Source organism: Pseudomonas sp. FP215 (assembly GCF_030687795.1).
Lineage (GTDB): Bacteria > Pseudomonadota > Gammaproteobacteria > Pseudomonadales > Pseudomonadaceae > Aquipseudomonas > Aquipseudomonas salmasensis.
In genome coordinates, this window is sequence record NZ_CP117447.1 from 4,350,856 (window position 1) to 4,373,007 (window position 22,152).

Here is a 22,152-nt window from a genome sequence, read left to right on the forward strand (position 1 = left end):
AGCAATACGGACTTCCACCTCCGGCCACTGGGTTAGCAGCGACTTGAGGAGGTTAGCTATGGAAGGTCTGAGGGGCAAGCCGAGAAAAGTGTGGGAAGTTTCTCATGCAATATACTGACTGCCTCGATAAGTCGCGGACTCTAATTATTTCCACTCAAGGTCTGAGATGTCGAATTCGAAGACCCTACTGCCTTCTTGGTAGAAGCTGGCCTCAATGTAAACCTTATCGGACTTCCGAGCTTGGGTAATGAACGACGAAGCATTACTGATGAAAAGCAGATTGGAGCTGTGATCGTCTGGCTCGCTCGCCGACATGCGCCTGGAATTACCTTTGGAAAACTTCACTCCAACATCGCAGTCATCGTACCCGCATACGAACTGACCTTTCTTAATCGCCACATACACCGAGGTGCCCCAGCGCGGATGCTTGCGGATGGTCAATGTTGCTCGCTGAACGCCTCGGTACGGAAAATTGAAATCAACAGTATTGATTGACATCACGTAAGCTTGACGGACCAGCTTACCGGACATGTTGTCTTCACTATCTGCATAGTTCCAAGTAAGGCCCATGCTCTGCCGACGTGCTTTTTCCGAAATAGCGTGCTCACGAGCCTTCTGTTCTTGGACTTGCTGGTCAGAAAGTTTGGAGAATTTGTCAGCGTTGGGTTGGTATGCCTGGTCAATCGAAGCAAGCTGCGAGTAAGTAGAAGCTAGGCCTTTGTAATCGTCCTGCTTGATATTTCCCAGAGAAATGAGGAGCGTCGCTTTAAGTTGCTGCTTATCAGCGTCTACCTTTTTAGCGTGTACCTGCGAAAGAGCTTGATCAATTTCGAGGCTGCCTACATTGCTGTACTTACTACCTAGAGCGATTGCCCCTGAGTAGTCTTGCTTGGCGGTTAGGCTTTGCATTTCTACCAAGATTGCATCTTTATTCGCAGCAACATCCTCGCGATTTTTCTTTTGAGCCTGTTCGGCCTTCTGCTGGTCCGCCAAGGCTTTCTGAACCTGATGCTGGGCCCGATCGGCATCCAGAGATTTGCTGCCGGTATAGAAAAATAGGCCGAGGCAAACAACGGCAATCACCGCACGCGCTCCTGGAGTCACCGTGACGTTTAATTTATCTTTAATTTTTCGATTGAACTGCGGGACAAAGATGCAAGCAGCTAGGAGAAGGACGCACCCCGCAAGAAAGCTCGTAAACATCCCCGCAAGGCCGATGATCACGAAGATCACGCACAGCAGCCACATTGCAGCTGTTTTAAAAAAAACGCCAACTTTTGAATCTGCCATAGCCATCACTCCCTGACAAAACGTCGAACCCTATGAAATGGCAATGTGCCATTTAACGCAAGAGTTATCGGGTAGCAAAAGGAGACAGATTTATTTATACCGTAGCAAGGAAAAGCCAATCACTAGGTGGCTAACTGTCTTAGGGTAAACCTTTAGTCATTAAGCCCTCAGTTCATCTGTCGTGTGCGTCTTGAGCCAATCGGCCAAGCGGCATTCATTCGCGTTTTGCCAGCCTAGCCCGAAAGCCCAGAATCGCTCCAGCACGTCAGCATCAAAACAAACTTTGAAGTGCTCTTTGGTTACTGCCGATTGCCCCGCTTGGGCTTGAGCATTTCCTTCGCCTGAGCTTTACCAAACAATCTCACAAGCACCTCGCTCGCTGGTTTGGCCTTAGAAAAGTCCTCAGCCGACCATTCCGGGCTCACTGCATCCACCCTTTCAGAACGGGAGTTTCTGGTCATTATTTTTGCCCTCCCAGTTTGTTGGCTTTACGAAAGCCTATGACGTGAACCGCGTCACTCATGGGCGGATATCGAAGCCAGACCACGATACTTAATTTTGAGTAGGTAGCGAAAAGCAATTCACTTCCAGATACACCTCACGACAGACTGCTGAGCCACCCAAGCACACCAAGGTGTAAGATGCCCCACAACCGTCCACCATCGAGGCCGCCATGACTGGGATATCCCTAAACCTGCCGGAAGACCTGTCCAACTCTCTCGCCGACCTAGCCAAAACCAACGGGCAGACAGCGAGCTACCTGGCGATGGACGTTCTTCGTGACTACATCGAGCACGAAAGAACGCTAACCGCTCAGATCGAGCTGGCGGTAAAAGATGCCGACGAAGGCAAATTCGCCACTGATGACCAAGTGGCAGCCATGCGCGCTAGGCGCTGGAGCAAGAATGCGGGTTGAGGGCTTGAAAAAACACTCAAAAATCTGGAAGCCGAAGCAAATTATATCGCTCTCGAAAATCCAAAAGCCGCTGACGACTTCTCGGATGCCATTTTCACCAGTGTCGACAGGCTCGCTCAGTTTCCTTCCATAGGCCGCGAAGGTCGGGTGAAACATACCCTCGAATGGGCAGTTCCCAACTGGTCTTATCTGATCCCGTAAAGAGTGCGGGGCGATCGACTGCAGATCCTTGGCGTATTCCACACACGGCAACGTCCTCGCTAGAAGTGGTAATGCGCGCAAAACTTGCCTCTCCGGCACCCAAGATCCGTTCCTGATAAACTGCGCCCCATTCGTCTCGCCAACTCAGATTCCCCCATGCCCCTACAAACCGCCCCACTCTCCCGCCGCTTCTCCGTCGCCCCGATGATGGATTGGAACCACTAACCCTACAGACCTTTAAATACGTACCCTGTAGCGCACCATAAAAATCCCCGTACCACTTCTGTACCACCCCCCTGCCAAGGACGGCAGCTCTTCGATCGTATCGGCTCCGCGAATATCCGCTGCTATGCTTCAAGCTTTAGGAACCAGGGCGATATTGATGGCGAGCGAATACTCACTAGCGGATGTGCTGGAAAGGATGTATGAGAACCAACTGGCGTTAGAGGCGGCAATAATGGAGTTGGTGTTGGGGACAGAAGAGCGTGGCGAGTTGACGACTGGTGAAAACGTTCGTGGCGCCCTTCAAACGCTTGGTGAGAATGCAGGCCACATCAAACAAGGCTTAGCCAAGCTGAAAAAGCAGGATTTCCCATAAATAAATTTATCGCCAATGCAGAAAGAGATTCAAACGTACCGGGCGTTCGAATCTCTCCTTCACCGCCACATTATGAAAACGCAAGCCCCTGATTTTCCTAGAGAAAGTCGGGGGTTTGTGGTTTTTAGCATCCAAAAAATAGCCCCATGGGACCGCCATGGGACTGGCGCTCTGTTTTGGTGCGTAATTGCGGCCGTTGGATCCGTTAGCGGCTCGCAGCGCACTGATGAGAGCGTTGGGTAAAAAGTGGATCAGTCTTTTTCCCGCGCCCTTACTCTAGCCAGTTGCCTGTAACCCTCCTGGAGGGGTTTGGGCACTTGTAGGAGTTTGGCGAAGTCATCAATGAGGTCAGGCTCAAGCCAGAGAGGCGCGTTGCCCATGTGTAAATGATTTCTACGATGCACCTTTTTGCGGGTGCTAGTGCTGAACATTAGATTTTTCCAGACGAGAGCCGACCTAGCGGGATCGTTCTTGTCAGTTAGCATCTTTTCAAGACGGCCCCCAGTTACATTTCCTTCTCTCGGAGCAGTGAGTTCTCGCCCCTGTATCATTTTAACGTTCTGATCCAGCACCGCTCGGGTCGGCTCGTCTGCGTAGTGCATAACATCTAAAGGCTGGCAGAACTGCCGTATCCGCCAGACCATTTGGTCTAAATAGTTCAGTTCGTGGCCCTTCACACCAATGTGATTCAGAAAGTATCTATCCGAATTCCATTCAGCGATTACTTCAAATACTTCCTTCTGCTGCGAGGTAAGAGGAATAGCAAAACCGAGTTTTTCCTCTATCCGCGTTAAAGCTTCCGATATGTCATGCCCGATATTCAGAGCACTGACACGATGAAGGGTGAGGATGCCTTTCAGATATTTCTCTAGTGCCTGCTCGGCTGACCATAAAAACTGAGGAACGAGTCGATGCCTGGCCGCTAGTCGAGCGGCTATGTAATCTCCATCACCTGTATCTCGTAGGCAGCGAATAATTGCCGAATTGATTCTAGCGTGCTTGGTCGGATGCCTGTACCCAGGGAAATTCATTACGCTTTCGAACCTTTAATTGAAAACCATCATTATCCCCGATCTTTTGCATTCCAAAATGCATTCGACCCTCCGATCCTAAAAGGAGCAGTATTCAAGGAACGTCTATTTTTACTCGGTTACGGCGGTTGATACCACGCGGCTGAAATACACGAATGCGAATAACGCGCCCTATGTTCAATGGCCCCCCACATCAAGGCCCCTCCGGCGGGCTTTTTTGCGCTTGGCGGAAACCACACCCCGGGAGCCTGGTCTACCATTACCCTTGATAACGGCTGAGCATGATCGCTAAGGACGAGAGACGTGTCGCTACCCATCACCGCACGGCAGATGAATGCCCTCAGGGCGCTGCAACGCAAGGACCCGGATCTGGGTGAGCTAGCCACTGCCATCGCGCTGGCCTTCGATGCGACTAGGGTCGAGAACCCGCAGATGGCGCGATTGATCCTGGAAAAGACCTGCCGTCGCATGATCGCCCGGCAACCCGGCAGTCATGAAGCAATGGTTCAGCACCTGGAGACCTTCGGGAAGTTGAATTGCCTGACACGGGCGCAGGTCAGCGACTTTATAGTTCGAGTCAGAAGGCACGCTTGATGTTGCGCCACAGTACTGTTCGCCAATGCCGGACGCCCCGATTGCAACACCCCATGTAAACGTAAATATCTGACGCTGGGTGAGCGAGAGTGTGGGCGCGTGAACGCAAAGGTCGTGAGTACTGCGCAATGCCGCACACAGCTTCAAAAGCAGCCCGCCCTAGGCACCTCTCGCGCTTTCATGTTGACCCACGGGAAAGAGGTTAGGAGGGTTAGTTTTTTTCAGAGCGCCTTGAAAGCCTTGTTTGTTATGGCTTTTCGAATGGTTGGCAAAGTTAGCTTTTGGGTTAGGTCTGGTTATTTCCTAACCTTTATTAGCGTAAAATATTCAATATATTAATTCCTTTAAAAACAATAGCTTACGAATTACTAACCTTTGACCTAACCCAACCTAACCCATCAAAGTTAGGTCTCAAGCCCAACAAACACGGGCCTTCCAAGTCACAACACCACCCTCAAAAAAAAACTAACCTTTTTCCCGAGGCACCTACTGAATTCAGCTGTGTGTTCGTGCTTATGAGCGTTGCCAAAAAACATTCACCTTCGCAGGATTCCGCAGGTTTCTGCGGCCTCTAAAACGCCAAGCAAGCCCCCAGCCTACGCCGTCGAGAGTGGTACGCAGGTGCGCAGAAAAAGCGACCCATTTAGCCCGCAGGCGAGGTGGGGGGACGACGGCGCGCGCCAGGTTGAAGCACGCCAATCCCCTGAAAAATGTAGCACGCCACTGCCCCCAGCTTGGTCTGACACCTTGCTCGCGACGGCTGCGGGCGCATCACCGCGAATGCAGCTCGTAACTATGGCTAGGCAGGAAGGTAGGGCTTGGTGGGCGGGAAGACGTTGTGAATCGCCCATGGACGGCGGGTATCCTCGATATCGCCAGGGAACTCCCTTTAGACCACAGGCGAGGTTGGGGGACAACGGCGCCAGTGAAGACGCCCTCTCCCCCCGGATGGGCACCAACTACCCTTTGAATGGTCTACAGTTACGGAAAGTAGGACGCTCAAATTCGGGCAGGGGATGGACCAAGCAGTGCACGCGGTCGGAATGAGTAAAAATGTAGTGGCATAATCGTGCAATATCGTGTGATTTTGCTATGATCCGCGCCGTCTACACCATCAATGAACAGACCAAAGGAGGGGGACAACATGACTGAGACTATCCAAAATCTTTATTCCGCCCTCTCCGCACATGGCCTTCAGAAGAAGGACATCCGAGCGTTCTTGCCATCATGGTGGGATGATGAGATCGCAACCACGCCTGCGGGGCTGCAACAAGCCAAATTGATCCTTGCTAAAGCGCTCAATCTAAAAGTGCGCCCCTTAGTAGAAGTTCCCCCACGTGTTGAATTTGATTTGCCGGCAATGCGGCGATTCAAGTTGCACGGAAAGACGACTGAGGATGACGTTGAGCTTGCGGTATCACTTGCACGCAGTGCATCAAAACTGGTTCTTTCGGCAATCGACCGGCCTTACACCAAACCTGGAGCTGCAGCAGAGGTTAGGGAAAAGATTCTGGGGGCCGGTAAACAATGGGTCGACCTAGAAAGCTTGATTGAGTATTGCTGGGAAGCAGGAATACCAGTGATCCATCTCGCCTCAGCGATGATGAGGAGAAAAATGGACGGGATTGCCATGGCGACCAAAGGCCGTCCCACCATTGTTCTCTCGTCACAAAAGCCGTCTGGATTCTTGCTTTTTCATTTGGCACACGAACTTGGTCATATTGCACTTGGCCACCTTGATCCAAATGGCGCAATTGTTGACAACGAGATCAAAAAAGACCCTGAAAACAAAGATGCTTCCGAGCGCGACGCTGACAATTATGCTCTTGAGTTATTGGCAGGCAACCATAGAAACTTAATCCTAAGAAGATATGAACCGCCTGCGCAACTCGCTCGTACAGTTATCGACTTCGGTAGAAGAAACGGAATCGCGCCAACACACGTGCTCCTAAACTGCGCGTACAACGGAAACTTTTGGGGCTTATGCGTCAACACCCTTAAGATTCTTGCAGACGGGGGCAATGACAAAGAAACTATTTCTAGTCATCTGTTTGCCAACATCCCAGAAGACACCAAGGAAGACAGCTTAGCGTTATTAAGGACCTTAGTTGGCTAATAATGATCCTACTGTCCGATAACGATCTTGTTGTTAAGCTTGCGCAATGTGACCTACTAGATGAAGCACTTTCATCCCTGGAGGCCAAGAGAAGTGAGTGCTTTGTACTGAGTACGATCAAGCACAGTCTGAGATTGGGAAATCCTGACAAGTCAATAGAGCGCTATGTCGGAAGCCCTCAAGCCTTCGAACGTATCAATGAATTTCTTGAGAACTGTAGTGTTCTGCAAGAAGCGCCTATTCTCGATTTAATCGATCATTTGGTAGAAATCCCAGAAATTGATGTAGGTGAGCAAGCGCTCTTCCTACACGCCAAAAGCAACCACGACAATAATTTAGACTATTTCATGCTGACTGGTGACAAGAGGGCTCTAAGAGCAATCTGCGCATATGATCAGCTTCAAGAGTTTGAATTTCTTCGTACTAAGGTCGTATGTTTAGAGTCATGCATGATGGACATGATCGATTATGCTGGATTCGATTATATCAATGAAAAAATCTCAATTGCCCGACCTCAAATAGCTGAAGAAAAATACGACAAGGTTTTGAGGGCTGCTTTTGGAAAGAAGCGAACTCAAGAGCACTGCCTTGATTGTCTAAGACACTACAGCAACGATATCCGTTGGTTGCTTTCATATTAGCGTATGAATTTATAGCGACTACTTTTAACGCCATTCAGGGCCCCTCGCTCGAATAGCGACCTTTCATCGTCACGCGCAGCGCCAACGCACAGAAAAAGCAAATTTCCAGACAGCAAAAAGCCGCCTCAAGGGCGGCTCATTGCTCTGACGCAGCAGACGAATCAGAACAACCCTCCTAATGCCGCCGGCTCCCAATTCATGATCACCAGCTCCCCACTGACCTCGGCTTTCCCCTGTCGCTGATTGGCTGTGCTGTACCGAATATCCACCGTTTCGAAGTGGAACCCCTCAAACACCCGCCTGATATCGGGGTGATCGTTGATGCTTACCATCACCTTGCCCTTGCAACGCCGCATGAACTCGGCCATCCGCTCATAGTTTTCGAAGGGGAAGCCCACGCCATAGCCGGCGGTCTGCCAATACGGTGGGTCCATGTAATGGAAGGTATGTGGCCGGTCATAGCGCTCGGCGCATTCAAGCCACCCGAGATTCTCGACGTAGGTACCGGACAAGCGCTGCCAAGCAGCAGACAGGTTCTCCTCGATCCTCAGCAGGTTGATGGCTGGCCCCGTCGTTGCGGTACCAAAAGTTTGCCCACTGACCTTGCCGGCAAAAGCGTGGTGCTGCAGGTAGAAAAACCGAGCTGCGCGCTGAATATCGGTAAGGGTTTCCGGCCGGGTCATCTTCTGCCATTCGAACACCTGCCTGGAGCTGAGCGCCCACTTGAACTGACGTACGAACTCTTCCAGGTGGTTCTGCACGACACGGTACAGCGTCACCAGGTCGCCGTTAATGTCGTTGAGAACTTCAACCGGCGCAGCCTGTGGACGCATGAAGTAAAGCGCGGCGCCGCCAGCAAAGACCTCGACATAGCATTCATGCGGCGGAAACAGTGGAATTAGACGATCTGCCAGGCGGCGCTTGCCGCCCATCCACGGGATAATAGGTGTGCTCATAAGTGATCCTTGTTTTGGAAATTGGATTCGCTTAGGCTTCGCACCCCCTGCGCAGTGGGGCGAGGCCTTGGTTGGAGCACTCGGCACGTTCGAGTGATTCAGCGTCGAGCGGGTGTTAGCGCACCAGCTCGTCGCCTCGTTTACTGCGCGGGGGTACTACTTCGCCCCCGTTGGAAGCTCAAATTCTTTGAAGCTGACAACCTCTTCACCCAGCCACTCATTGACTTGGCCCAGCCTGGCCTGCAGCGGCTCCAGCTCGTTGACCGCCCAAACCTCAGCAGCCTCTCGCAACGAACCAAACCCGCCGGCGTTCTGCGGCACGATGCCCATCAATTGCGGTGGAATGCGCAACGCCGCGAGCAAGTCGTCGCGGCTTATGTTTTTGATCGAGCTGAACTCGTCCTTTGCCGCCACCTCACTCACCGGAATGAGCTGGATGCCATCCTTCTTGCCAGCGGGCGCGTACACGAACAGGTTTCGGAAGTTGCCAGGCCCTTTCGAGTTCTTCAGCGCGGTGCGCAATGAGTCGATGTCCTCTTCCTTCTGCGCCGCGTCGGTCATATACAGGATGAATCCGGCGTGACTGCCATTGTTGTAGTACTTGCGGCGAAATAGCGTGGCGCTCTCGTTGAGCAGCGCGCTCTGCAGCGCAGCCAGCCACTCCGGCAACCCATAAATTTCTTGATTGATATCGGCCTCACGTAGGTGGCAAATCGAACCTGGTGCAAACTCGTGCTCATCCTTCCAGCCGCGCACCTGGTAATAGGTTTTCATGTCGACGCCTCGACGCATGTACTTCGCCAAAGGTGGCAGCAAGCCCATGGTGTTGCGCAGCATGTTGTTGCGCTTTTCCAGGTAGCAGTTGCCGCACCAGAGCCAGTCCAGGGCGAACTGCTCAAAGGCCTGACGGCTCAGCAGCCGGTGAGGAACGAATGTGCGGGCCAGCATGTTGCGCTTGAAGTTGAGACCGGACTGCAGGTACACACTGGCGCGAGTCGTTTTGGCCAGGCCGTCCATCGACATCGGTGTTTCGAACCAGCGGCCATTGGCCCAGCATTCCAGATAGTCGAGGATCTCCCTGCTATCGAGCACGGGCGCCGGATCGCCAAAGGTGAATGCCTCAACGGGGCCGGATTCGGGCGGGAGTACTTCCCCCTCTACGGCTGGCAGAACGGTGGTTAGTTGGGTTGCGCGCTTACGTCTGCTCATCAGTAGGACTCCATAAATCCGGTATTCGCCGTGGTCTGCCCTTCAAGAGGCTCGTTGTGCAGGGCGTGGAAGGTCGCCCACGCCAAGTCGGCATGGCCTGTCTCGTCGGTGCGACCGGCCGTATAAGTGAACTGGCGCCCGGAGGCGGTGACTGTTTTGCGGATAGCCATCAACGACTGGGCCATGTCCGTCCAACCGGCATCAAACTCCAGACGGCCGTTCTTGATGACGTCGTAGGCCTTCAACACAAGGCGCGTTTTGACTTCGGGCGAGTAGCTGAAAGTGGTGATGTTCGGGAAGAATTGCTTCACGAGCTGGGCCACGCCTGAGCCCATGCCAGTGATGTCGATACCGATATAGGTCACCCAATAGCGCCTGGTGACCTGGCGGATGGACTCTGCCTGGGCGGCAAAGTCCATCCCCCGAAATTGGTGCCTCTCCAGAATTCGGAACTTGCCGCCGGGAACCGTTGGTGGAGCGATTACCACCAGTGCGGCGCTGTCACCGTTCTCGGCCGGGTCATAGCCAACCCAGACCTGGCGATCCCCAAAAGGACGCGCTGCAAATGGTTTGTAGTCCTCGGCCCAAAGATCCCAACTGTCCACCATGCAAGGCTGCAGCATCACAAGCGGGAAAATACTGGCCCCATCGTCGATGAACTGGCACATCAGCAGGTTCTGGAAAGCCTCGGCATCGTATTCCTGGCGCAGTTCGTCCAGGTCGAACAAGTCGCAGCCACGGTCCTCCGCGTCCAGGATGGTGACGATCTGTCGCCATACCCGGTCCTCACACAGTCGGCCCTGCTGCAAAACATCATGAGAGACGTCAATTTTGACCCGTTGCGCCGCCGGCTTGCCTTTGTTGAACCGCTCACCGGTCCAGAACGTATACGCCTCGTGGGCCATGCTGGAAGGCGTGGAAAAGTACGTTCGGCGGTATTGCTTCTGCATCGCCATGCCGCTGGCGACCTTGTTCAGTTCCTTGAACTTGAACGTCCAGAAAAACTCGTCGAAGTAGAAGTTGCCGTGATAGCCCTGGGCCGTCCGAGCGTTGGTACCCAGGAAATGCAGCTCGGCGCCATTGCCCAGGATGATCGGATCGCCCGTCAGCTCAACGCCGACTACCTCACGGGCAAAGGCCTGAATGTAGGCCTTGAAAATGTGCGCCTGGTTTTTCGAGGCCGACAGGAAAATCTGGTTACGGCCTGTCGTCAGCGCATCGATCAGCGCTTCACGGGCGAAATAGTAGGTCGCGCCGATCTGCCGTGATTTGAGTATCGCGCGGGTTCGCTGATTGCCGGCTTTGTACCAATCCAACTGGTACCCGAAACAGCCGTCGATGAACGCTTCCGTCAGTTTTTCAATGTGTTCTTCGTCGAACTCGTTGCGTTTCGGTGCTTTTTTCGGTCCCTCGTTGCGCTTCGCCAAGTTCGGATTCAACTCGGTTTCGGTACCGCCGTCGTTGAAGCGCTGAATACGGGCTTGCCGCTCCAGCTGGCGGTGCAAGAGGTCAATTTCCTTGTAGTCGGACCCTGACTTTGGGTCTTTCAGGATCAGTTGCACCAGGCGGGCTTCGGTCGCCGCCTGGATACGCTCCAGCGGTGTAGCGCGGTCCCATTCGTCCCGGGCCTTCCAGCTGTGCAGCGTCTTTTCATTCTCCCCGATCAGCTCGGCGATCTCGCACACGCGATATCCCTGCCAGTAGAGGTGCTTGGCATGACGGCGGTGATCAGTGGGTAGGTCGACGATTGCATTCATGGCGCAGATGCTGCCGCCCGCGCGCGAACAGTTCCCGCTCCGCCCCTTGTAGATCGACGATCTACAACAGCGCCTCGTTGCCCGTCGCGCCCGCGCTCAACAACATGCGCTCATCGCCAAGGCAGACTGCCACCGCACTGAGGGATTCACGCATGGCCGGCAAAACCGACAACCCAGCCAAGAAACAACGCTCCAAGTTCTTCCGCGTCGCCGTTGAAGGCGCCACAACCGATGGTCGTCAGATCGAACGCCAATGGCTGGTCGACGCTGCCGAGACCTACAGCCAGAACACCTACGGTGCACGTGTTTGGATTGAACACATGCGCAGCTTGCTGCCGGACAGCCCTTTCCGCGCTTATGGCGATGTCGTCGCGCTGAAGACCGAAGAGGTCGAGATTGCCGGGGCTAAAAAATTGGCCTTGTTCGCGCAAATCGAACCGACCTCCGACCTGATCGCCATGAACAAAGCACGGCAGAAGCTGTACACCAGCATCGAGATTCGGCCGAAATTCGCCGACACCGGCCGCGCCTATTTGGACGGCATCGCCGTTACCGATACCCCGGCCAGCCTGGGCACTGAGATGCTGACGTTCAGCGCCCAGCACCCGGACATGAACCCGCTGACCAGTCGCAAACGCGATCCCGGCAACCTCTTCTCAGAGGTCGTCGAGATTGAACTTGAATTCGAAGAAGTCGAGGACGAAGGCGGCAAAGTCGCAGGGCTTTTCAGCCGCGTTCTCGACCTAATCGGCAAAAGCAAGGACAAGGAAGGCAAGGACGCCGCCCTATTCACTGAACTCGGCCAGGCTGTTGAGGCCATGGCCGAGCATGTCGCCGGTCAGGGCGAAGCCTTTACCGCCGAAAAAACCGCCCGCGAAAAGCTGCAGACCGCTCACGAGAAGCTGTCTGCCGACTTCACCGCGTTGGTTCAACAGCTCGAAAAAACCCCGGACACCACCGGCCAGAAACCGCAGTACTCGGTTCGCCCGCCGGCTACGGGCGGTGACGGCGCACTCGTCACCGACTGCTAATCCAGATCACGGACAACACCCAGCCAAGGAACATCGGAGAACACCATGCGTAACGATACTCGCGTTCTTTTCAACGCTTACCTGCAACAACTCGCCCAATTGCACGGCGTGAGCGACGTCACCACCAAATTCACAGCTGCTCCATCCGTTGCACAGACGTTGGAAACCCGGATGCAGGAGTCGAGCGCGTTTCTCAGCTCGATCAACGTCTACGGCGTGGCTGAGCAGTCGGGCGAAAAAATCGGCATCGGTATCGACGGTACTATTGCCGGCACCACCGATACCACCCAGCAAGACCGCGAGCCACGCGACCCTACCGGCCTCGACAACCGTAGCTACACCTGCACCCAAACCAACTTCGATACGGGCCTGCGTTACCAGAAGCTGGATCAATGGGCCAAGTTCAAAGACTTCCAGGCGCGTATCCGTGACGCCATCATCCGGGCCCAGGCGCTCAACCGGATCATGATTGGCTGGAACGGTACCAGCCGTGCGGCGACCTCTAAACCGGACATCAACAAGCTGCTGCAGGACGTTAACGTCGGATGGCTGCAAAAGATGCGCCTGGAGAACCCTGCACGCGTTATGAAAGAGGTGGTCGACGGCAGCGGCAAGATCCAGATCGGCGCGGGCAAAGACTTCGAAAACATCGACGCCCTGGTCGTGAGCATGGTCAACGAGTTCATCGAGCCCTGGTACCAGGAAGACACTGACCTGGTGGTGATCTGCGGTCGCCAGCTGCTGGCCGACAAGTACTTCCCGATCATCAACAAAACCCAAGCGCCGACCGAAATGCTCGCGGCCGATATCGTCACCAGCCAGAAGCGCATCGGTAACCTGCCGGCGGTGCGAGTACCTCACTTCCCGCCGAACGGCCTGCTGGTTACCCGCCTCGACAACCTGTCGATCTACTGGCAGGAAGGCACCCGCCGCCGCACGGTGGTTGATAACGCCAAACGCGACCGTATTGAAAACTACGAGTCGGTCAACGAAGCCTACGTGATCGAAGACCTTGGCTGCGCAGCCATGGCCGAAAACATCACCCTGAGCTAAGGCGGGCAACCATGACCAACCCTTGCCGTCGTCACTTCCAGCGCGTCACAGCAGCCGTTGCAGCGGCTGCTGTGGCCGGCCCAGCCATGACCATGGAAGGTTCCACTGTTTACGAACTCCACCTGGCGAAGCTCCAGCAGGACTACTTGCGCCTGAAACAGGTGCAATCCACCGAGGGCAAAGCAGAGCTGAAAAAGCAACTGCTGCCCGAGTACGTCCCATACGTGGAAGGCGTTCTGGCAGGCGGTAAGGGCGCCCAGGACCAGGTGCTGACCACTTTGATGGTTTGGCGAATGGATGCCGGCGACTTTGCCGGCGCCCTGGACATTGCCGAGTACGTTATCCAGTACGCATTGCTCATGCCTGACCGCTTCGAACGCACGACCGGCACCATCGTTGCCGAAGAAATTGCCGAAGTCGCCCTAAAGGCGCAGAAGGCCGGTGGCACGTTCGACGTGGATCTGCTGCTGCGCACTGAGCAAATCGCAGGTGAAGAAGACATGCCCGACCAGGCTAAAGCCAAGCTGCATCTGGCCCTGGGCAAGGCTTTCGCGGAGATGGTTTCCGACGACGACAAGTCGGAAAGCAAGGTGGCCGTCCTGTGTCACCTGGAGTCCTCGAAAAAATATCTGTCCCGTGCCATCGAGCTGAACACCAACTGCGGTGGCAAGAAGGATTTGGAGCGCGTCGAGCGTCTCCTGAAAAAATACGCTGCTCCTGCAGCTAACTGAGCGTCCCCACGCACCCCGCCGGCTCGGGGCGGATCGGCCAGGCCGCTCCTCCTGAACGTGAAGCCCCGACCACCGGCGACCTATTTTTGAGTGCAGTCTCATGAGCGCATTTGTAGCCAGCGGCACCGTCGCCAGCGGCCACATCAACACCGACCCGTTCTGGCCGTCGATTGACCTGGATAGCCTGCGCGCCACCCTGCGCATCGACTCCAGCGTCACCCCGGCCCGCTTGGAAACCGCCGTGATCTCTGCCGCTATTAACCTCAACCGCGAGCTGAGTGACTGGAGAGCAGCTCAACAGGCAGCTGGTTACGCCACGCTGGACGCCGTACCAGGTGATCGGATCAAAGACGTATCGGTAAAGGCTCACCTCTACCGCCGTGCGATCGAGGCCGGTACCGGCGCCGAGGTCTGCGAACGCTTTCGCGACTACAGCGCCACCAACACCGGCAACAACAAGGCCGAAGAGGTCGCACCTACCATCGATGACTACCGTCGAGATCTGCGTTGGGCGGTGCGTGATTTTCTTGAAAAAAGCCGCACCACCGTGGAGCTGATCTGATGGCCGTCGCCGTCCGCGCCAATCAAAACGACACAGTCGACGCCCTGTGCTGGCGGTATTACGGCCGAACCGCAGGCGTCACCGAAGCAGTGCTGCAGGCGAACCCCGGCCTGGCCGACTACGGCCCCGTCCTGCCACAAGGCCTCGTTATCAACATGCCCGAAGCCCAGACCAGCGCGCCACAACGGCAGATGGTGAACCTATGGGACTGACCCACTGCTACCAAGGAAACCCACACCATGGCTGATCCGACTTCCAGCGTTGTGTCCGGCCTGCTCATTGGCTTGGGCCTGGCGAGCGTTACGCCAGTCATCGACGACGGGGCGCTATTCGGCGCCATCCTCGGCGCTTGGCTGGTCACCAGCACCAAGCGCGACCTCAAGGTCTGGCAGCGCCTGGGCTCTCTGTTCCTATCGGCCGGGGTGGGCTACCTGTTCGCACCCATGGCCTTGCAAGCAATCCCGTTCATCACCAGCGGCGGTAGCGCTTTCCTCTGTGCCCTGGTGGTCATCCCGATCAGCATCAAACTGATGGTGTGGGTGGAAAAGGCGGACATCTGGGACATCTGGCGTCGCATCCGAGGGGGCACCTGATATGCCGAACATCGAACTGGCCGTGCAGTTGATCGCGGCAATCGCCTACTTGCTCAGCGCTCTGCGCCTGGCCTGTTACACCCGAGGGGATGCGCGGTACCGGCGCAGCATCTCCCTGCTGGCAAGCCTGTTTGGCGGCGTGCTCTGCATCTGCGGTCTGGAAATCCTGCTGGACCGTCAGCCGACGAGCCTCGGCCAGGCCGCAGCCATCGTGCTGCTCTGCATCCTGATTTTCCGTTCACGCGGCAACGTCGCCGCCCTGTTGAGGCCCAGTGCATGACCACCACCCTTCGCCACGGCGACCGCTCCCAGGCAGTGCTTATTCTGCAAAAGAACCTCAACAGGTTCGGTGCCAACCTGGTACCGGACGGCCACTACGGTGACGCCACCGAGATAGCCGTACGTGCCTATCAGCTGAAAGCCGGCTTGGTGGCCGATGGCGTTGCCGGCACTAAGACCCAAGCCAGCCTGGCAGGCGGGGACTGTGCCCAACTGCTGCGCAATCACGACCTGGTAACCGCTGCTGAACGCCTCGGCGTGCCGCTGGCGACTATCTACGCCGTCAACGAAGTGGAATCGAAAGGTAAAGGTTTCCTCGAAAACGGCAAGCCGGTGATCCTGTTCGAACGGCACGTCATGTACCGACAGCTCGCGAAGGTTCGACACCCGGGTGATGATCCGGCGGAGATCAAGCGCCATGCCGATGAACTCGCCGCGACCAATCCCGCCCTAGTCAACCCGAAGGCCGGTGGCTATATCGGCGGCACCGCCGAGCACCAACGCCTGACCATGGCCCGTCACATCGACGACACGGCCGCGCTGGAGTCGGCATCCTGGGGCGCTTTTCAGATCATGGGGTATCACTGGGAGCGCCTTGGCTACGCGAGCGTGCAGGACTTCGTGGCGGCGATGAGTGCCGGCGAATCGCAGCAGTTCGACGCTTTCACGCGCTTCATTGAAACAGACCCGGTGCTGCACAAGGCGCTGAAAGCCCGCAAATGGGCCGAGTTTGCCCGGCTCTACAACGGGCCGGATTACCTGCGGAATCTTTACGACACCAAGCTGCAGCGCGCCTATGAGCGGCACGCTGGCTGTGAGTGCGGACAGGGGGTGGCGGCATGATTGACTTCGAAGCAGTGAAGAAACTCCGTGTGCGCGACGGGGATCTGCTGGTGGTCCCGGAATCGACCGAACAAGCCGATATGCTACGGCTGGCCGAGTGCATCCAGCTGATGAACAACGCAAGGGCCGTAATCGTACGCGGCCCGATCAAGCAGCTCGACGCCGCTGCCATGAACAAACTCGGCTGGTACCGCGCGTGAGCACCCTACGCCAGGGCCTGTACGGCATTGCCCTGCTCGGTGCCCTGGCGCTGCTGATCTGGGGTCAACAACAGCGCATCAATACCGCCGAAAGCCAAACAGACCTGGCAAAGAGCGCGGCCAAGAAGGCCCGCGAAGACGCCGACCGCAACCTGGCGACCGCCAACACTCTCACCGCCACCCTGAAGCAAGAGCGCGAAAACCAGTCAGCTCTGCGCGCCCAGCAGGATCAACTGCGCCAGGCCCTGGCAAAGCGCGCACGAACCATAGAGGAACTGAAACGTGAGAACGACGAACTACGTGACTGGGCTGCTCAGCCTCTGCCTGACGCTGCTCGCAGGCTGCGCGAGCGCCCCGCCCTCACCAGCGCCGCAGCTTACCGTGACTGGCTGTCCGGCCGTGGTGCCGTGCCAGTTGCCGGCGACAAGCCCAGCCAATAACGGCGACCTGCTCACCGATGAAGACCGCGTCGAAGCCGCCTGGGCCGATTGCGCCGCCCAGGTCGATATGGTCTACAAACACCAGCAGGCCCACCCATGAACAAGCCCGAGAGCCTGCGCGCTCACCTGTTGACCACCGTTGCCGAGCTGCAGCACAACCCCGACCTGTTGTTGATCTTCATCGACAACGGCAAGGTTCGCTGCACCGCTGCGGCGACTCTTTCTTTTGAGTACAGCTACGATCTGCAGATCATCTTTACCGCCTTCGCGGGGCACCCTGACAGCGTGATGCTGCCCGTGCTGGGGTGGATCAGCATCAACCAACCGGAGCTGCTCGAAAACTACGAAAAAATGCAGAACGGTATTCAGTTCGAGGCCGACATTCTGGATAAAGACAAGGTAGATCTCGGCCTTACATTGCGCCTGACAGAGCGGGTAGTGGTAGGCACGGATGCTCAAGGCAACACAACCGTGAAGCATGCCGGCGAGCCGCAGCGAGTGGCGGGTTACCTCGATCCGAATTGGGTGCCAGGTTCTCATGGCAACGCCAGCGAATGGGTAGTGCCTGATGACAAGTAAGCTGGAAGCCCTGGAGACCTGGGCGTCCGGCCTGCTGGAGCAACTCCAGCCAGGCGCCCGCAATCAGCTCGCCCGCTCCATCGGCCAGGAACTGCGACGCAGCCAACAAAAGCGGGTACTGACACAGCAAAACCCGGATGGCAGCAAGTTCGCACCACGAAAAAAGCGGGACTTGCGCGGCAAGCAAGGCCGTATCCGGCGTAAGGTTGAGATGTTCAAAAAACTGCGTACCGCGACCTATATGAAGGCCCGAGGCGACAGCAACGCCGTGACGGTGGGATTTACCGGGCGGATCTCCCGCATCGCCAGGGTTCACCAGTTCGGATTGAAGGACCGCGCGGAGCGCGACGCGCCCGAAGTGCGCTATGAACAGCGTGAAGTATTGGGCTTTACGGACGAAGACCTCGATTTGATACGCGACAGCTTATTGGCCCACCTGACACTGTAAGCACCCTTCCTACAAGGCGCCGAAGCTGCGCCCGCACGCGCGTGGCGCCACCATCGGCGCCATGAACAACCTAGCCGCCCTCGCCCGCCTGCTCGAAAACCTCATCCGCTTCGGCGTCATCGCCGCCGTGCAGATGGAGCCACCGCGCGTGCAGGTGACAACCGGAAAGCTGACCACTGCCTGGCTTCCCTGGCTCGCATTGCGCGCCGGAGCTGACCGCGAATGGGACCCGCCCACTATCGGTGAACAGGTGATCCTGCTTAGCCCTTCGGGCCAGCTCGCCAACGGGATCGCCGTGACTGGCGTATTCAGTGACCTCGTCCCGGCCAACGGCAACCGCCCAGGCCTGCACCGTCGTACCTACTCCGACGGCACGGTGATCGAATACGACAGCGTGGACCACCACCTCAACGCCACGCTGGTCGACGGTGGTACCACCAATCTAATCAGCACCGGCGGCATCAACCTGGTCGGCGACATCACACACAAAGGCGACTACATCCAGACCGGGAATCAGACCGTCACCGGTCGGGTGGACGTGTCGATTGACGTGGTCGCGGCGAAAGTCAGCCTGGTAAATCACCTTACCTCTGGCGTTAAGCAGGGTGGCGAGCAGTCGGGGGTACCGATCCCATCATGAACCGACATACCGGCGGCGCCATCAGCGAGCGCGAGCACATCAGTCAGGCGATCACCGACATTCTCACCACCCGCATTGGCACGCGTGTAATGCGCCGCGAATACGGCAGCTTGGTGCCCGAGTTGGTGGATCACCCCTTCAACGACGTCAACCGTCTGCGCGTTTACGCGGCCACCGTCATGGCCCTTATGCGCTGGGAAACCCGCATCAGCCTGAGCCGCGTGCAGTTCGCGGAAGCGAACATGCAGGGCCAGGCCTCGATCGATCTGGAGGGCACTGTGGTGGATACCAATGAGCCGCTAAGCCTCAGCGTGCCGCTGCAGCTGGGAGGCAGTGTATGAACAGTTTCGCCGCCATCGACCTCAGCCAGCTGCCGCCGCCGCAGATCGTCGAGCAGATCGACTTCGAACAGATCCTGGCCGAGCGAAAGGCTTACATGATCAGCCTCTGGCCGGTCGAAGAGCAGGCCCAGATCGCGGCACGACTGGAGATAGAGTCGGAGCCGCTCACCAAGCTGCTGCAGGAAAACACCTACCGCGAGACCGTATGGCGTCAGCGAGTCAATGAAGCGTCGCTTGCCAACCTGCTCGCCACCGCGCGTGGAACTGACCTGGAACAGTTGGCCGGCAACTTCAACGTCAAGCGTCTGGTGATTCAGGAAGGCAAGGCCAATGCCGTGCCGCCGATCCCCACTTTGATGGAAAGCGACGACAGCCTGCGCGAGCGTGCGCAAATGGCTTGGGAAGGGTTGAGCACCGCCGGCCCGCGCAACAGCTACATCTTCCATGCCAGGGCAGCGGACGGTCGCGTGGCCGACGCCACCGCGGAAAGCCCCTCGCCTGCCGTCGCCGTGGTCACGGTGCAATCACTACTGGGCGATGGTACGGCTCCCCCCGAGCTGCTCGCTATCGTCAACACTTACCTAAGCGATGATGACCGCCGGCCGGTGGCCGACCGACTCACCGTTCAAGGCGCGCAGATCCTGAATTACCAAGTCGAGGCCAAGCTCTATTTGTTGTCGAGCGGCCCGGAGTCGGAACCAATCTTGGCTGCGGCCGAACAGCGCCTGCTGGCCTACGTTCATCAACGGCGCCGCTTGGGGATGGAGGTTTCAGAATCGGCCCTGCATGCCGCGCTCCACGTCGAAGGCGTGCGCAAGGTCGAACTGGAAGGCTGGGTGGACATCGTCGCGACCAAAGCTCAAGCGCCCTATTGCACTGGCATCAAATTAAGCCGAGGCGTTGAGTAATGGGTGCGCAGCAGCTGTTACCGGGAAACGCTACACCGCTGGAGCGCCAGGCTGCTCAGGCACTCGCGCAGATCCAGCGCGTCCCCATTCCTTTGCGACAGCTCTGCAACCCGAACACCTGCCCCGTCGACCTGTTGCCCTATCTGGCTTGGGCTTTTTCGGTTGATCGCTGGGACAGCAGGTGGACGGAGGCTGCGAAACGCGCGGCAATCCGTTCCTCCCATTACATCCACTCTCGCAAAGGCACCATCGGCGCGCTGCGTCGCGTGGTGGAACCGCTCGGCTACCTGATCGAGGTGCTTGAGTGGTGGCAGACAACCCCCGAAGGCGTACCCGCGACCTTCGCGTTGAAGGTCGGAGTGCTTGAAACCGGTATTACCGAAGAGATGTACCAGGAACTGACCTGGCTGATCGACGATGCCAAGCCACTCACCCGCCACCTGACCGGCCTGGCCATCAGCCTCGAAACCACCGGCGGCATCAACATTTTCGCCAGCACTTACGACGGCGATGAAATCGACGTCTATCCGCCAGTCCTTCGCGACATCGACACCACGGGCGTTATCGGGGCACCTGGGCGCGAACACACCATCGACACCCTCGACATTTATCCGCCAGTACCAGGGGTTATCAACCTCACGTGCTACATCGGCGCCGCTGGCCGGGAACACTCCATCGACACACTGGACATCTACCCATGATTGATCCCAACTCACAGTTCTTTGCGATTCTCACCGCCGTCGGTGAAGCCAAACAGGCGAACGCGGACGCCCTGGGCATCCCCTGGAAGCTCACCGAAATGGGCGTGGGTGATGCAAACGGCACCGACCCGATTCCCGACCGGAGCCAGAAGAAGCTGATCAACGAGCGCCGCCGCAGGCCGTTGAACAAGCTCTCGATTGACCCCGCTAACGCCAACATCCTTATCGCCGAGCAGATCATTCCGGCCGACGAAGGCGGATGGTGGATTCGTGAGATCGGGCTGTACGACGGTGACGGCGACCTGGTCGCCGTGGCGAACTGTGCGCCTAGCTACAAACCGCTGATGTCTCAGGGCTCAGGCCGGACACAGGTGGTGCGCATGAACTTCATCGTCTCCAGCGCCGCAAATGTAGTGCTGATGATCGATCCGGCAGTGGTACTCGCCACTCGCAAGTTCGTTACCGACTCCATCACAGATGCGATCAATCAACAGGACGTGAAACAGTCAGTACTGGTAGCGACCACCGGTCCTATCGTCCTAGCCGGGGCGCAAACCATCGACGGCGTGGTAGTGCCGGTAGGCTCGCGGGTACTGGTGAAAGACCAGGCCCAGGGCAAAGACAATGGCTTGTACCTCACCACCGCCGAAATCTGGACCCGTACAGCGGATGCTGATGTCGGCGCGGAGGTGACACCTGGTTTGTTGGTTCACGTTGAGCGCGGCGCCGCCAATGGCGACACGCTCTGGCAGTTGATCACTGACGCGCCGATTGTGTTGGGCACGACGCCTCTTTCGTTTCAGTGGGCCGGAGGACAGAACGCACCAACCCCACCAGTTAATGATCGTTCCAAACGCGTAGCTAACACCGAGTTTGTGATGCGTGCACTTGGCAATTTCGCCGGTGGTCACGGCATCTTACAGAGTCGTGCCCTGAGTGTTGAAGAACTGGGGATGCGTCTTGAGTTGGCGGGTGGTGTGGTAGTGACGTTGCCCCCGGCCTCCACGGTACCAGAAGGCTCAGCGTACCTGCTGTCGGCAGGCCCATCGTCGACTACTTCGAAAGTCACTATTGCTGCTGGCGATCAGCTCGCTATGAATAACCTTGCTGTTTCGACCCCTTACACGTTTTCGCCAGGCGGCGATGTGATTGTTGTTCGCGAGGGCAGTGTATGGCGTGGTCATTTAGGCAGTGAACCGCTTAAAACATCCAAGATGTTCAACGCATCGTTAACCACTCCTGGATATAAATTTGATCCAAGCGGCTTAATTGAGCAGTGGGGCGAAGTCGTCACGACGGGCGTGGCAAACGAACCGGTTGGAGTGACTTTTCCACTGGCGTTTCCAACCGAGTGCTTTAGCTTCATCGCGACTGCCTCCAGTAGCCCTGTCGGGTACGTTGGGGGCGAGGCGCGAGGTAGAGAGCGAGGAATCGTCACAAGTTCAGCTACGTTGCCGCAAGTTATTTACTGGCGCGCACTCGGAAAATAAGGAA

27 protein-coding genes and 2 pseudogenes are annotated in these 22,152 nt (G+C 56.9%); 24 read left to right on the plus strand and 5 right to left on the minus strand.

The annotated features are described in order from the left end of the window. Nucleotides 1-144 precede the first annotated feature (144 nt). Nucleotides 145-1,290 carry a hypothetical protein gene (locus PSH76_RS19625; protein WP_050499432.1) on the minus strand — a complete coding sequence of 382 codons (1,146 nt, stop codon included), beginning with the start codon at nt 1,288-1,290 and terminating at the stop codon, nt 145-147. Nucleotides 1,291-1,963: 673 nt separating this feature from the next. Between PSH76_RS19625 and PSH76_RS19630 the strand changes: the two genes are divergently transcribed. The 3 genes and pseudogenes from PSH76_RS19630 (at nt 1,964) to PSH76_RS19640 (ending at nt 3,005) form a co-directional block, all read left to right on the plus strand. Beyond that, entirely contained in the window at nt 1,964-2,206 is a 243-nt protein-coding gene (locus PSH76_RS19630; protein ID WP_047710342.1) for a CopG family ribbon-helix-helix protein, read from the plus strand. Next, nucleotides 2,196-2,470: pseudogene (locus tag PSH76_RS30805) on the plus strand (type II toxin-antitoxin system RelE/ParE family toxin). Before PSH76_RS19630 ends, PSH76_RS30805 begins: the two are co-directional and overlap by 11 nt. 319 nt (nt 2,471-2,789) lie before the next feature. Further along, complete coding sequence (locus tag PSH76_RS19640; protein ID WP_305492771.1) at nt 2,790-3,005, plus strand: hypothetical protein; 216 nt, start codon at nt 2,790-2,792, stop codon at nt 3,003-3,005. A 251-nt stretch (nt 3,006-3,256) separates the two neighbouring features. On the opposite strand, the gene PSH76_RS19645 is transcribed toward PSH76_RS19640, so the two are convergent. Continuing rightward, nucleotides 3,257-4,036, minus strand: coding sequence for a hypothetical protein (locus PSH76_RS19645; protein ID WP_305492772.1), 780 nt, complete (start codon nt 4,034-4,036; stop codon nt 3,257-3,259). 303 nt (nt 4,037-4,339) lie between these two features. On the opposite strand from PSH76_RS19645, the gene PSH76_RS19650 reads away from it, so the two are divergent. The 3 genes from PSH76_RS19650 (at nt 4,340) to PSH76_RS19660 (ending at nt 7,387) form a co-directional block, all read left to right on the plus strand. Further along, nucleotides 4,340-4,630 (plus strand): hypothetical protein, encoded by a 291-nt coding sequence (locus PSH76_RS19650; RefSeq protein ID WP_305492773.1) that lies wholly within the window; start codon nt 4,340-4,342, stop codon nt 4,628-4,630. 1,144 nt (nt 4,631-5,774) lie between these two features. Further along, nucleotides 5,775-6,746: an ImmA/IrrE family metallo-endopeptidase gene (locus PSH76_RS19655; RefSeq protein WP_305492774.1), complete on the plus strand. Its 972-nt coding sequence runs from the start codon at nt 5,775-5,777 to the stop codon at nt 6,744-6,746. Between the two features lie 2 nt (nt 6,747-6,748). Continuing rightward, nucleotides 6,749-7,387 (plus strand): hypothetical protein, encoded by a 639-nt coding sequence (locus tag PSH76_RS19660; RefSeq protein ID WP_305492775.1) that lies wholly within the window; start codon nt 6,749-6,751, stop codon nt 7,385-7,387. Nucleotides 7,388-7,548: 161 nt separating this feature from the next. Here the strand turns inward: PSH76_RS19660 and PSH76_RS19665 are convergent, their stop codons facing one another. The 3 genes from PSH76_RS19665 to PSH76_RS19675 form a co-directional block, all read right to left on the minus strand. Then, nucleotides 7,549-8,343, minus strand: a complete 795-nt coding sequence (locus tag PSH76_RS19665; protein WP_305492776.1) for a DNA adenine methylase — start codon at nt 8,341-8,343, stop codon at nt 7,549-7,551. Nucleotides 8,344-8,499: 156 nt separating this feature from the next. Continuing rightward, nucleotides 8,500-9,552, minus strand: a complete 1,053-nt coding sequence (locus PSH76_RS19670; protein WP_305492777.1) for a phage portal protein — start codon at nt 9,550-9,552, stop codon at nt 8,500-8,502. Continuing rightward, nucleotides 9,552-11,309, minus strand: coding sequence for a terminase ATPase subunit family protein (locus tag PSH76_RS19675; protein ID WP_305492778.1), 1,758 nt, complete (start codon nt 11,307-11,309; stop codon nt 9,552-9,554). The genes PSH76_RS19670 and PSH76_RS19675 overlap by 1 nt, the downstream gene beginning before the upstream one ends. 152 nt (nt 11,310-11,461) lie before the next feature. On the opposite strand from PSH76_RS19675, the gene PSH76_RS19680 reads away from it, so the two are divergent. The 18 genes and pseudogenes from PSH76_RS19680 to PSH76_RS19765 all read left to right on the plus strand — a co-directional run bounded on the left by PSH76_RS19680 (nt 11,462) and on the right by PSH76_RS19765 (nt 22,148). Next, nucleotides 11,462-12,340, plus strand: coding sequence for a GPO family capsid scaffolding protein (locus tag PSH76_RS19680; RefSeq protein WP_019818190.1), 879 nt, complete (start codon nt 11,462-11,464; stop codon nt 12,338-12,340). 45 nt (nt 12,341-12,385) lie between these two features. Beyond that, complete coding sequence (locus PSH76_RS19685) at nt 12,386-13,393, plus strand: phage major capsid protein, P2 family (protein ID WP_015372702.1); 1,008 nt, start codon at nt 12,386-12,388, stop codon at nt 13,391-13,393. Between the two features lie 11 nt (nt 13,394-13,404). Further along, entirely contained in the window at nt 13,405-14,124 is a 720-nt protein-coding gene (gene gpM / locus PSH76_RS19690; RefSeq protein WP_305492779.1) for a phage terminase small subunit, read from the plus strand. A gap of 100 nt (nt 14,125-14,224) precedes the next feature. Next, nucleotides 14,225-14,686, plus strand: a complete 462-nt coding sequence (locus tag PSH76_RS19695; protein WP_169867512.1) for a head completion/stabilization protein — start codon at nt 14,225-14,227, stop codon at nt 14,684-14,686. After that, nucleotides 14,686-14,898, plus strand: coding sequence for a tail protein X (locus PSH76_RS19700; RefSeq protein ID WP_065932283.1), 213 nt, complete (start codon nt 14,686-14,688; stop codon nt 14,896-14,898). Before PSH76_RS19695 ends, PSH76_RS19700 begins: the two co-directional genes overlap by 1 nt. Nucleotides 14,899-14,925: 27 nt before the next feature. Further along, nucleotides 14,926-15,279 (plus strand): putative holin, encoded by a 354-nt coding sequence (locus PSH76_RS19705; protein WP_019818195.1) that lies wholly within the window; start codon nt 14,926-14,928, stop codon nt 15,277-15,279. Between the two features lies 1 nt (nt 15,280). Continuing rightward, nucleotides 15,281-15,559: a phage holin family protein gene (locus PSH76_RS19710; protein WP_200657613.1), complete on the plus strand. Its 279-nt coding sequence runs from the start codon at nt 15,281-15,283 to the stop codon at nt 15,557-15,559. Then, entirely contained in the window at nt 15,556-16,401 is an 846-nt protein-coding gene (locus tag PSH76_RS19715) for an N-acetylmuramidase family protein (protein ID WP_305492780.1), read from the plus strand. Before PSH76_RS19710 ends, PSH76_RS19715 begins: the two co-directional genes overlap by 4 nt. Next, nucleotides 16,398-16,601 carry a hypothetical protein gene (locus PSH76_RS19720; protein WP_169867508.1) on the plus strand — a complete coding sequence of 68 codons (204 nt, stop codon included), beginning with the start codon at nt 16,398-16,400 and terminating at the stop codon, nt 16,599-16,601. The genes PSH76_RS19715 and PSH76_RS19720 overlap by 4 nt, the downstream gene beginning before the upstream one ends. Beyond that, nucleotides 16,598-17,041, plus strand: a complete 444-nt coding sequence (gene lysB, locus PSH76_RS19725; protein ID WP_305492781.1) for an Rz-like lysis system protein LysB — start codon at nt 16,598-16,600, stop codon at nt 17,039-17,041. The genes PSH76_RS19720 and lysB overlap by 4 nt, the downstream gene beginning before the upstream one ends. After that, nucleotides 16,956-17,141, plus strand: a pseudogene (gene lysC / locus PSH76_RS19730) (Rz1-like lysis system protein LysC); the annotation flags it as partial. The gene lysB and the pseudogene lysC, both read left to right, overlap by 86 nt. Further along, nucleotides 17,138-17,620 (plus strand): phage tail protein, encoded by a 483-nt coding sequence (locus PSH76_RS19735; RefSeq protein WP_305492782.1) that lies wholly within the window; start codon nt 17,138-17,140, stop codon nt 17,618-17,620. The pseudogene lysC and the gene PSH76_RS19735, both read left to right, overlap by 4 nt. Continuing rightward, nucleotides 17,610-18,068 carry a phage virion morphogenesis protein gene (locus PSH76_RS19740; protein ID WP_198848367.1) on the plus strand — a complete coding sequence of 153 codons (459 nt, stop codon included), beginning with the start codon at nt 17,610-17,612 and terminating at the stop codon, nt 18,066-18,068. Before PSH76_RS19735 ends, PSH76_RS19740 begins: the two co-directional genes overlap by 11 nt. A gap of 61 nt (nt 18,069-18,129) precedes the next feature. Next, nucleotides 18,130-18,708 carry a phage baseplate assembly protein V gene (locus PSH76_RS19745; RefSeq protein ID WP_305492783.1) on the plus strand — a complete coding sequence of 193 codons (579 nt, stop codon included), beginning with the start codon at nt 18,130-18,132 and terminating at the stop codon, nt 18,706-18,708. Continuing rightward, nucleotides 18,705-19,049, plus strand: coding sequence for a GPW/gp25 family protein (locus tag PSH76_RS19750; protein ID WP_305492784.1), 345 nt, complete (start codon nt 18,705-18,707; stop codon nt 19,047-19,049). The genes PSH76_RS19745 and PSH76_RS19750 overlap by 4 nt, the downstream gene beginning before the upstream one ends. Further along, entirely contained in the window at nt 19,046-19,957 is a 912-nt protein-coding gene (locus tag PSH76_RS19755; RefSeq protein WP_305492785.1) for a baseplate assembly protein, read from the plus strand. The genes PSH76_RS19750 and PSH76_RS19755 overlap by 4 nt, the downstream gene beginning before the upstream one ends. Then, complete coding sequence (locus PSH76_RS19760) at nt 19,957-20,658, plus strand: phage tail protein I (protein WP_305492786.1); 702 nt, start codon at nt 19,957-19,959, stop codon at nt 20,656-20,658. The genes PSH76_RS19755 and PSH76_RS19760 overlap by 1 nt, the downstream gene beginning before the upstream one ends. Next, nucleotides 20,655-22,148 (plus strand): phage tail protein, encoded by a 1,494-nt coding sequence (locus tag PSH76_RS19765; RefSeq protein WP_305492787.1) that lies wholly within the window; start codon nt 20,655-20,657, stop codon nt 22,146-22,148. The genes PSH76_RS19760 and PSH76_RS19765 overlap by 4 nt, the downstream gene beginning before the upstream one ends. Nucleotides 22,149-22,152: the final 4 nt, after the last annotated feature.

What these genes read in the sequence shown, in the direction of transcription:
- PSH76_RS19685 (WP_015372702.1), top strand. Translation starts at nt 12,386, where the DNA reads ATGCGTAACGATACTCGCGTTCTTTTCAACGCTTACCTGCAACAACTC.
- PSH76_RS19665 (WP_305492776.1), bottom strand. Translation starts at nt 8,343, where the DNA reads ATGAGCACACCTATTATCCCGTGGATGGGCGGCAAGCGCCGCCTGGCA.
- gpM (WP_305492779.1), top strand. Translation starts at nt 13,405, where the DNA reads ATGACCAACCCTTGCCGTCGTCACTTCCAGCGCGTCACAGCAGCCGTT.
- PSH76_RS19740 (WP_198848367.1), top strand. Translation starts at nt 17,610, where the DNA reads ATGACAAGTAAGCTGGAAGCCCTGGAGACCTGGGCGTCCGGCCTGCTG.
- PSH76_RS19675 (WP_305492778.1), bottom strand. Translation starts at nt 11,309, where the DNA reads ATGAATGCAATCGTCGACCTACCCACTGATCACCGCCGTCATGCCAAG.
- PSH76_RS19750 (WP_305492784.1), top strand. Translation starts at nt 18,705, where the DNA reads ATGAACCGACATACCGGCGGCGCCATCAGCGAGCGCGAGCACATCAGT.
- PSH76_RS19700 (WP_065932283.1), top strand. Translation starts at nt 14,686, where the DNA reads ATGGCCGTCGCCGTCCGCGCCAATCAAAACGACACAGTCGACGCCCTG.
- PSH76_RS19655 (WP_305492774.1), top strand. Translation starts at nt 5,775, where the DNA reads ATGACTGAGACTATCCAAAATCTTTATTCCGCCCTCTCCGCACATGGC.
- PSH76_RS19745 (WP_305492783.1), top strand. Translation starts at nt 18,130, where the DNA reads ATGAACAACCTAGCCGCCCTCGCCCGCCTGCTCGAAAACCTCATCCGC.
- PSH76_RS19680 (WP_019818190.1), top strand. Translation starts at nt 11,462, where the DNA reads ATGGCCGGCAAAACCGACAACCCAGCCAAGAAACAACGCTCCAAGTTC.
- PSH76_RS19755 (WP_305492785.1), top strand. Translation starts at nt 19,046, where the DNA reads ATGAACAGTTTCGCCGCCATCGACCTCAGCCAGCTGCCGCCGCCGCAG.
- PSH76_RS19625 (WP_050499432.1), bottom strand. Translation starts at nt 1,290, where the DNA reads ATGGCAGATTCAAAAGTTGGCGTTTTTTTTAAAACAGCTGCAATGTGG.
- PSH76_RS19710 (WP_200657613.1), top strand. Translation starts at nt 15,281, where the DNA reads ATGCCGAACATCGAACTGGCCGTGCAGTTGATCGCGGCAATCGCCTAC.
- PSH76_RS19645 (WP_305492772.1), bottom strand. Translation starts at nt 4,036, where the DNA reads ATGAATTTCCCTGGGTACAGGCATCCGACCAAGCACGCTAGAATCAAT.
- PSH76_RS19715 (WP_305492780.1), top strand. Translation starts at nt 15,556, where the DNA reads ATGACCACCACCCTTCGCCACGGCGACCGCTCCCAGGCAGTGCTTATT.
- PSH76_RS19705 (WP_019818195.1), top strand. Translation starts at nt 14,926, where the DNA reads ATGGCTGATCCGACTTCCAGCGTTGTGTCCGGCCTGCTCATTGGCTTG.
- PSH76_RS19640 (WP_305492771.1), top strand. Translation starts at nt 2,790, where the DNA reads ATGGCGAGCGAATACTCACTAGCGGATGTGCTGGAAAGGATGTATGAG.
- PSH76_RS19670 (WP_305492777.1), bottom strand. Translation starts at nt 9,552, where the DNA reads ATGAGCAGACGTAAGCGCGCAACCCAACTAACCACCGTTCTGCCAGCC.
- PSH76_RS19660 (WP_305492775.1), top strand. Translation starts at nt 6,749, where the DNA reads ATGATCCTACTGTCCGATAACGATCTTGTTGTTAAGCTTGCGCAATGT.
- PSH76_RS19630 (WP_047710342.1), top strand. Translation starts at nt 1,964, where the DNA reads ATGACTGGGATATCCCTAAACCTGCCGGAAGACCTGTCCAACTCTCTC.
- PSH76_RS19760 (WP_305492786.1), top strand. Translation starts at nt 19,957, where the DNA reads ATGGGTGCGCAGCAGCTGTTACCGGGAAACGCTACACCGCTGGAGCGC.
- PSH76_RS19765 (WP_305492787.1), top strand. Translation starts at nt 20,655, where the DNA reads ATGATTGATCCCAACTCACAGTTCTTTGCGATTCTCACCGCCGTCGGT.
- PSH76_RS19720 (WP_169867508.1), top strand. Translation starts at nt 16,398, where the DNA reads ATGATTGACTTCGAAGCAGTGAAGAAACTCCGTGTGCGCGACGGGGAT.
- PSH76_RS19735 (WP_305492782.1), top strand. Translation starts at nt 17,138, where the DNA reads ATGAACAAGCCCGAGAGCCTGCGCGCTCACCTGTTGACCACCGTTGCC.
- PSH76_RS19695 (WP_169867512.1), top strand. Translation starts at nt 14,225, where the DNA reads ATGAGCGCATTTGTAGCCAGCGGCACCGTCGCCAGCGGCCACATCAAC.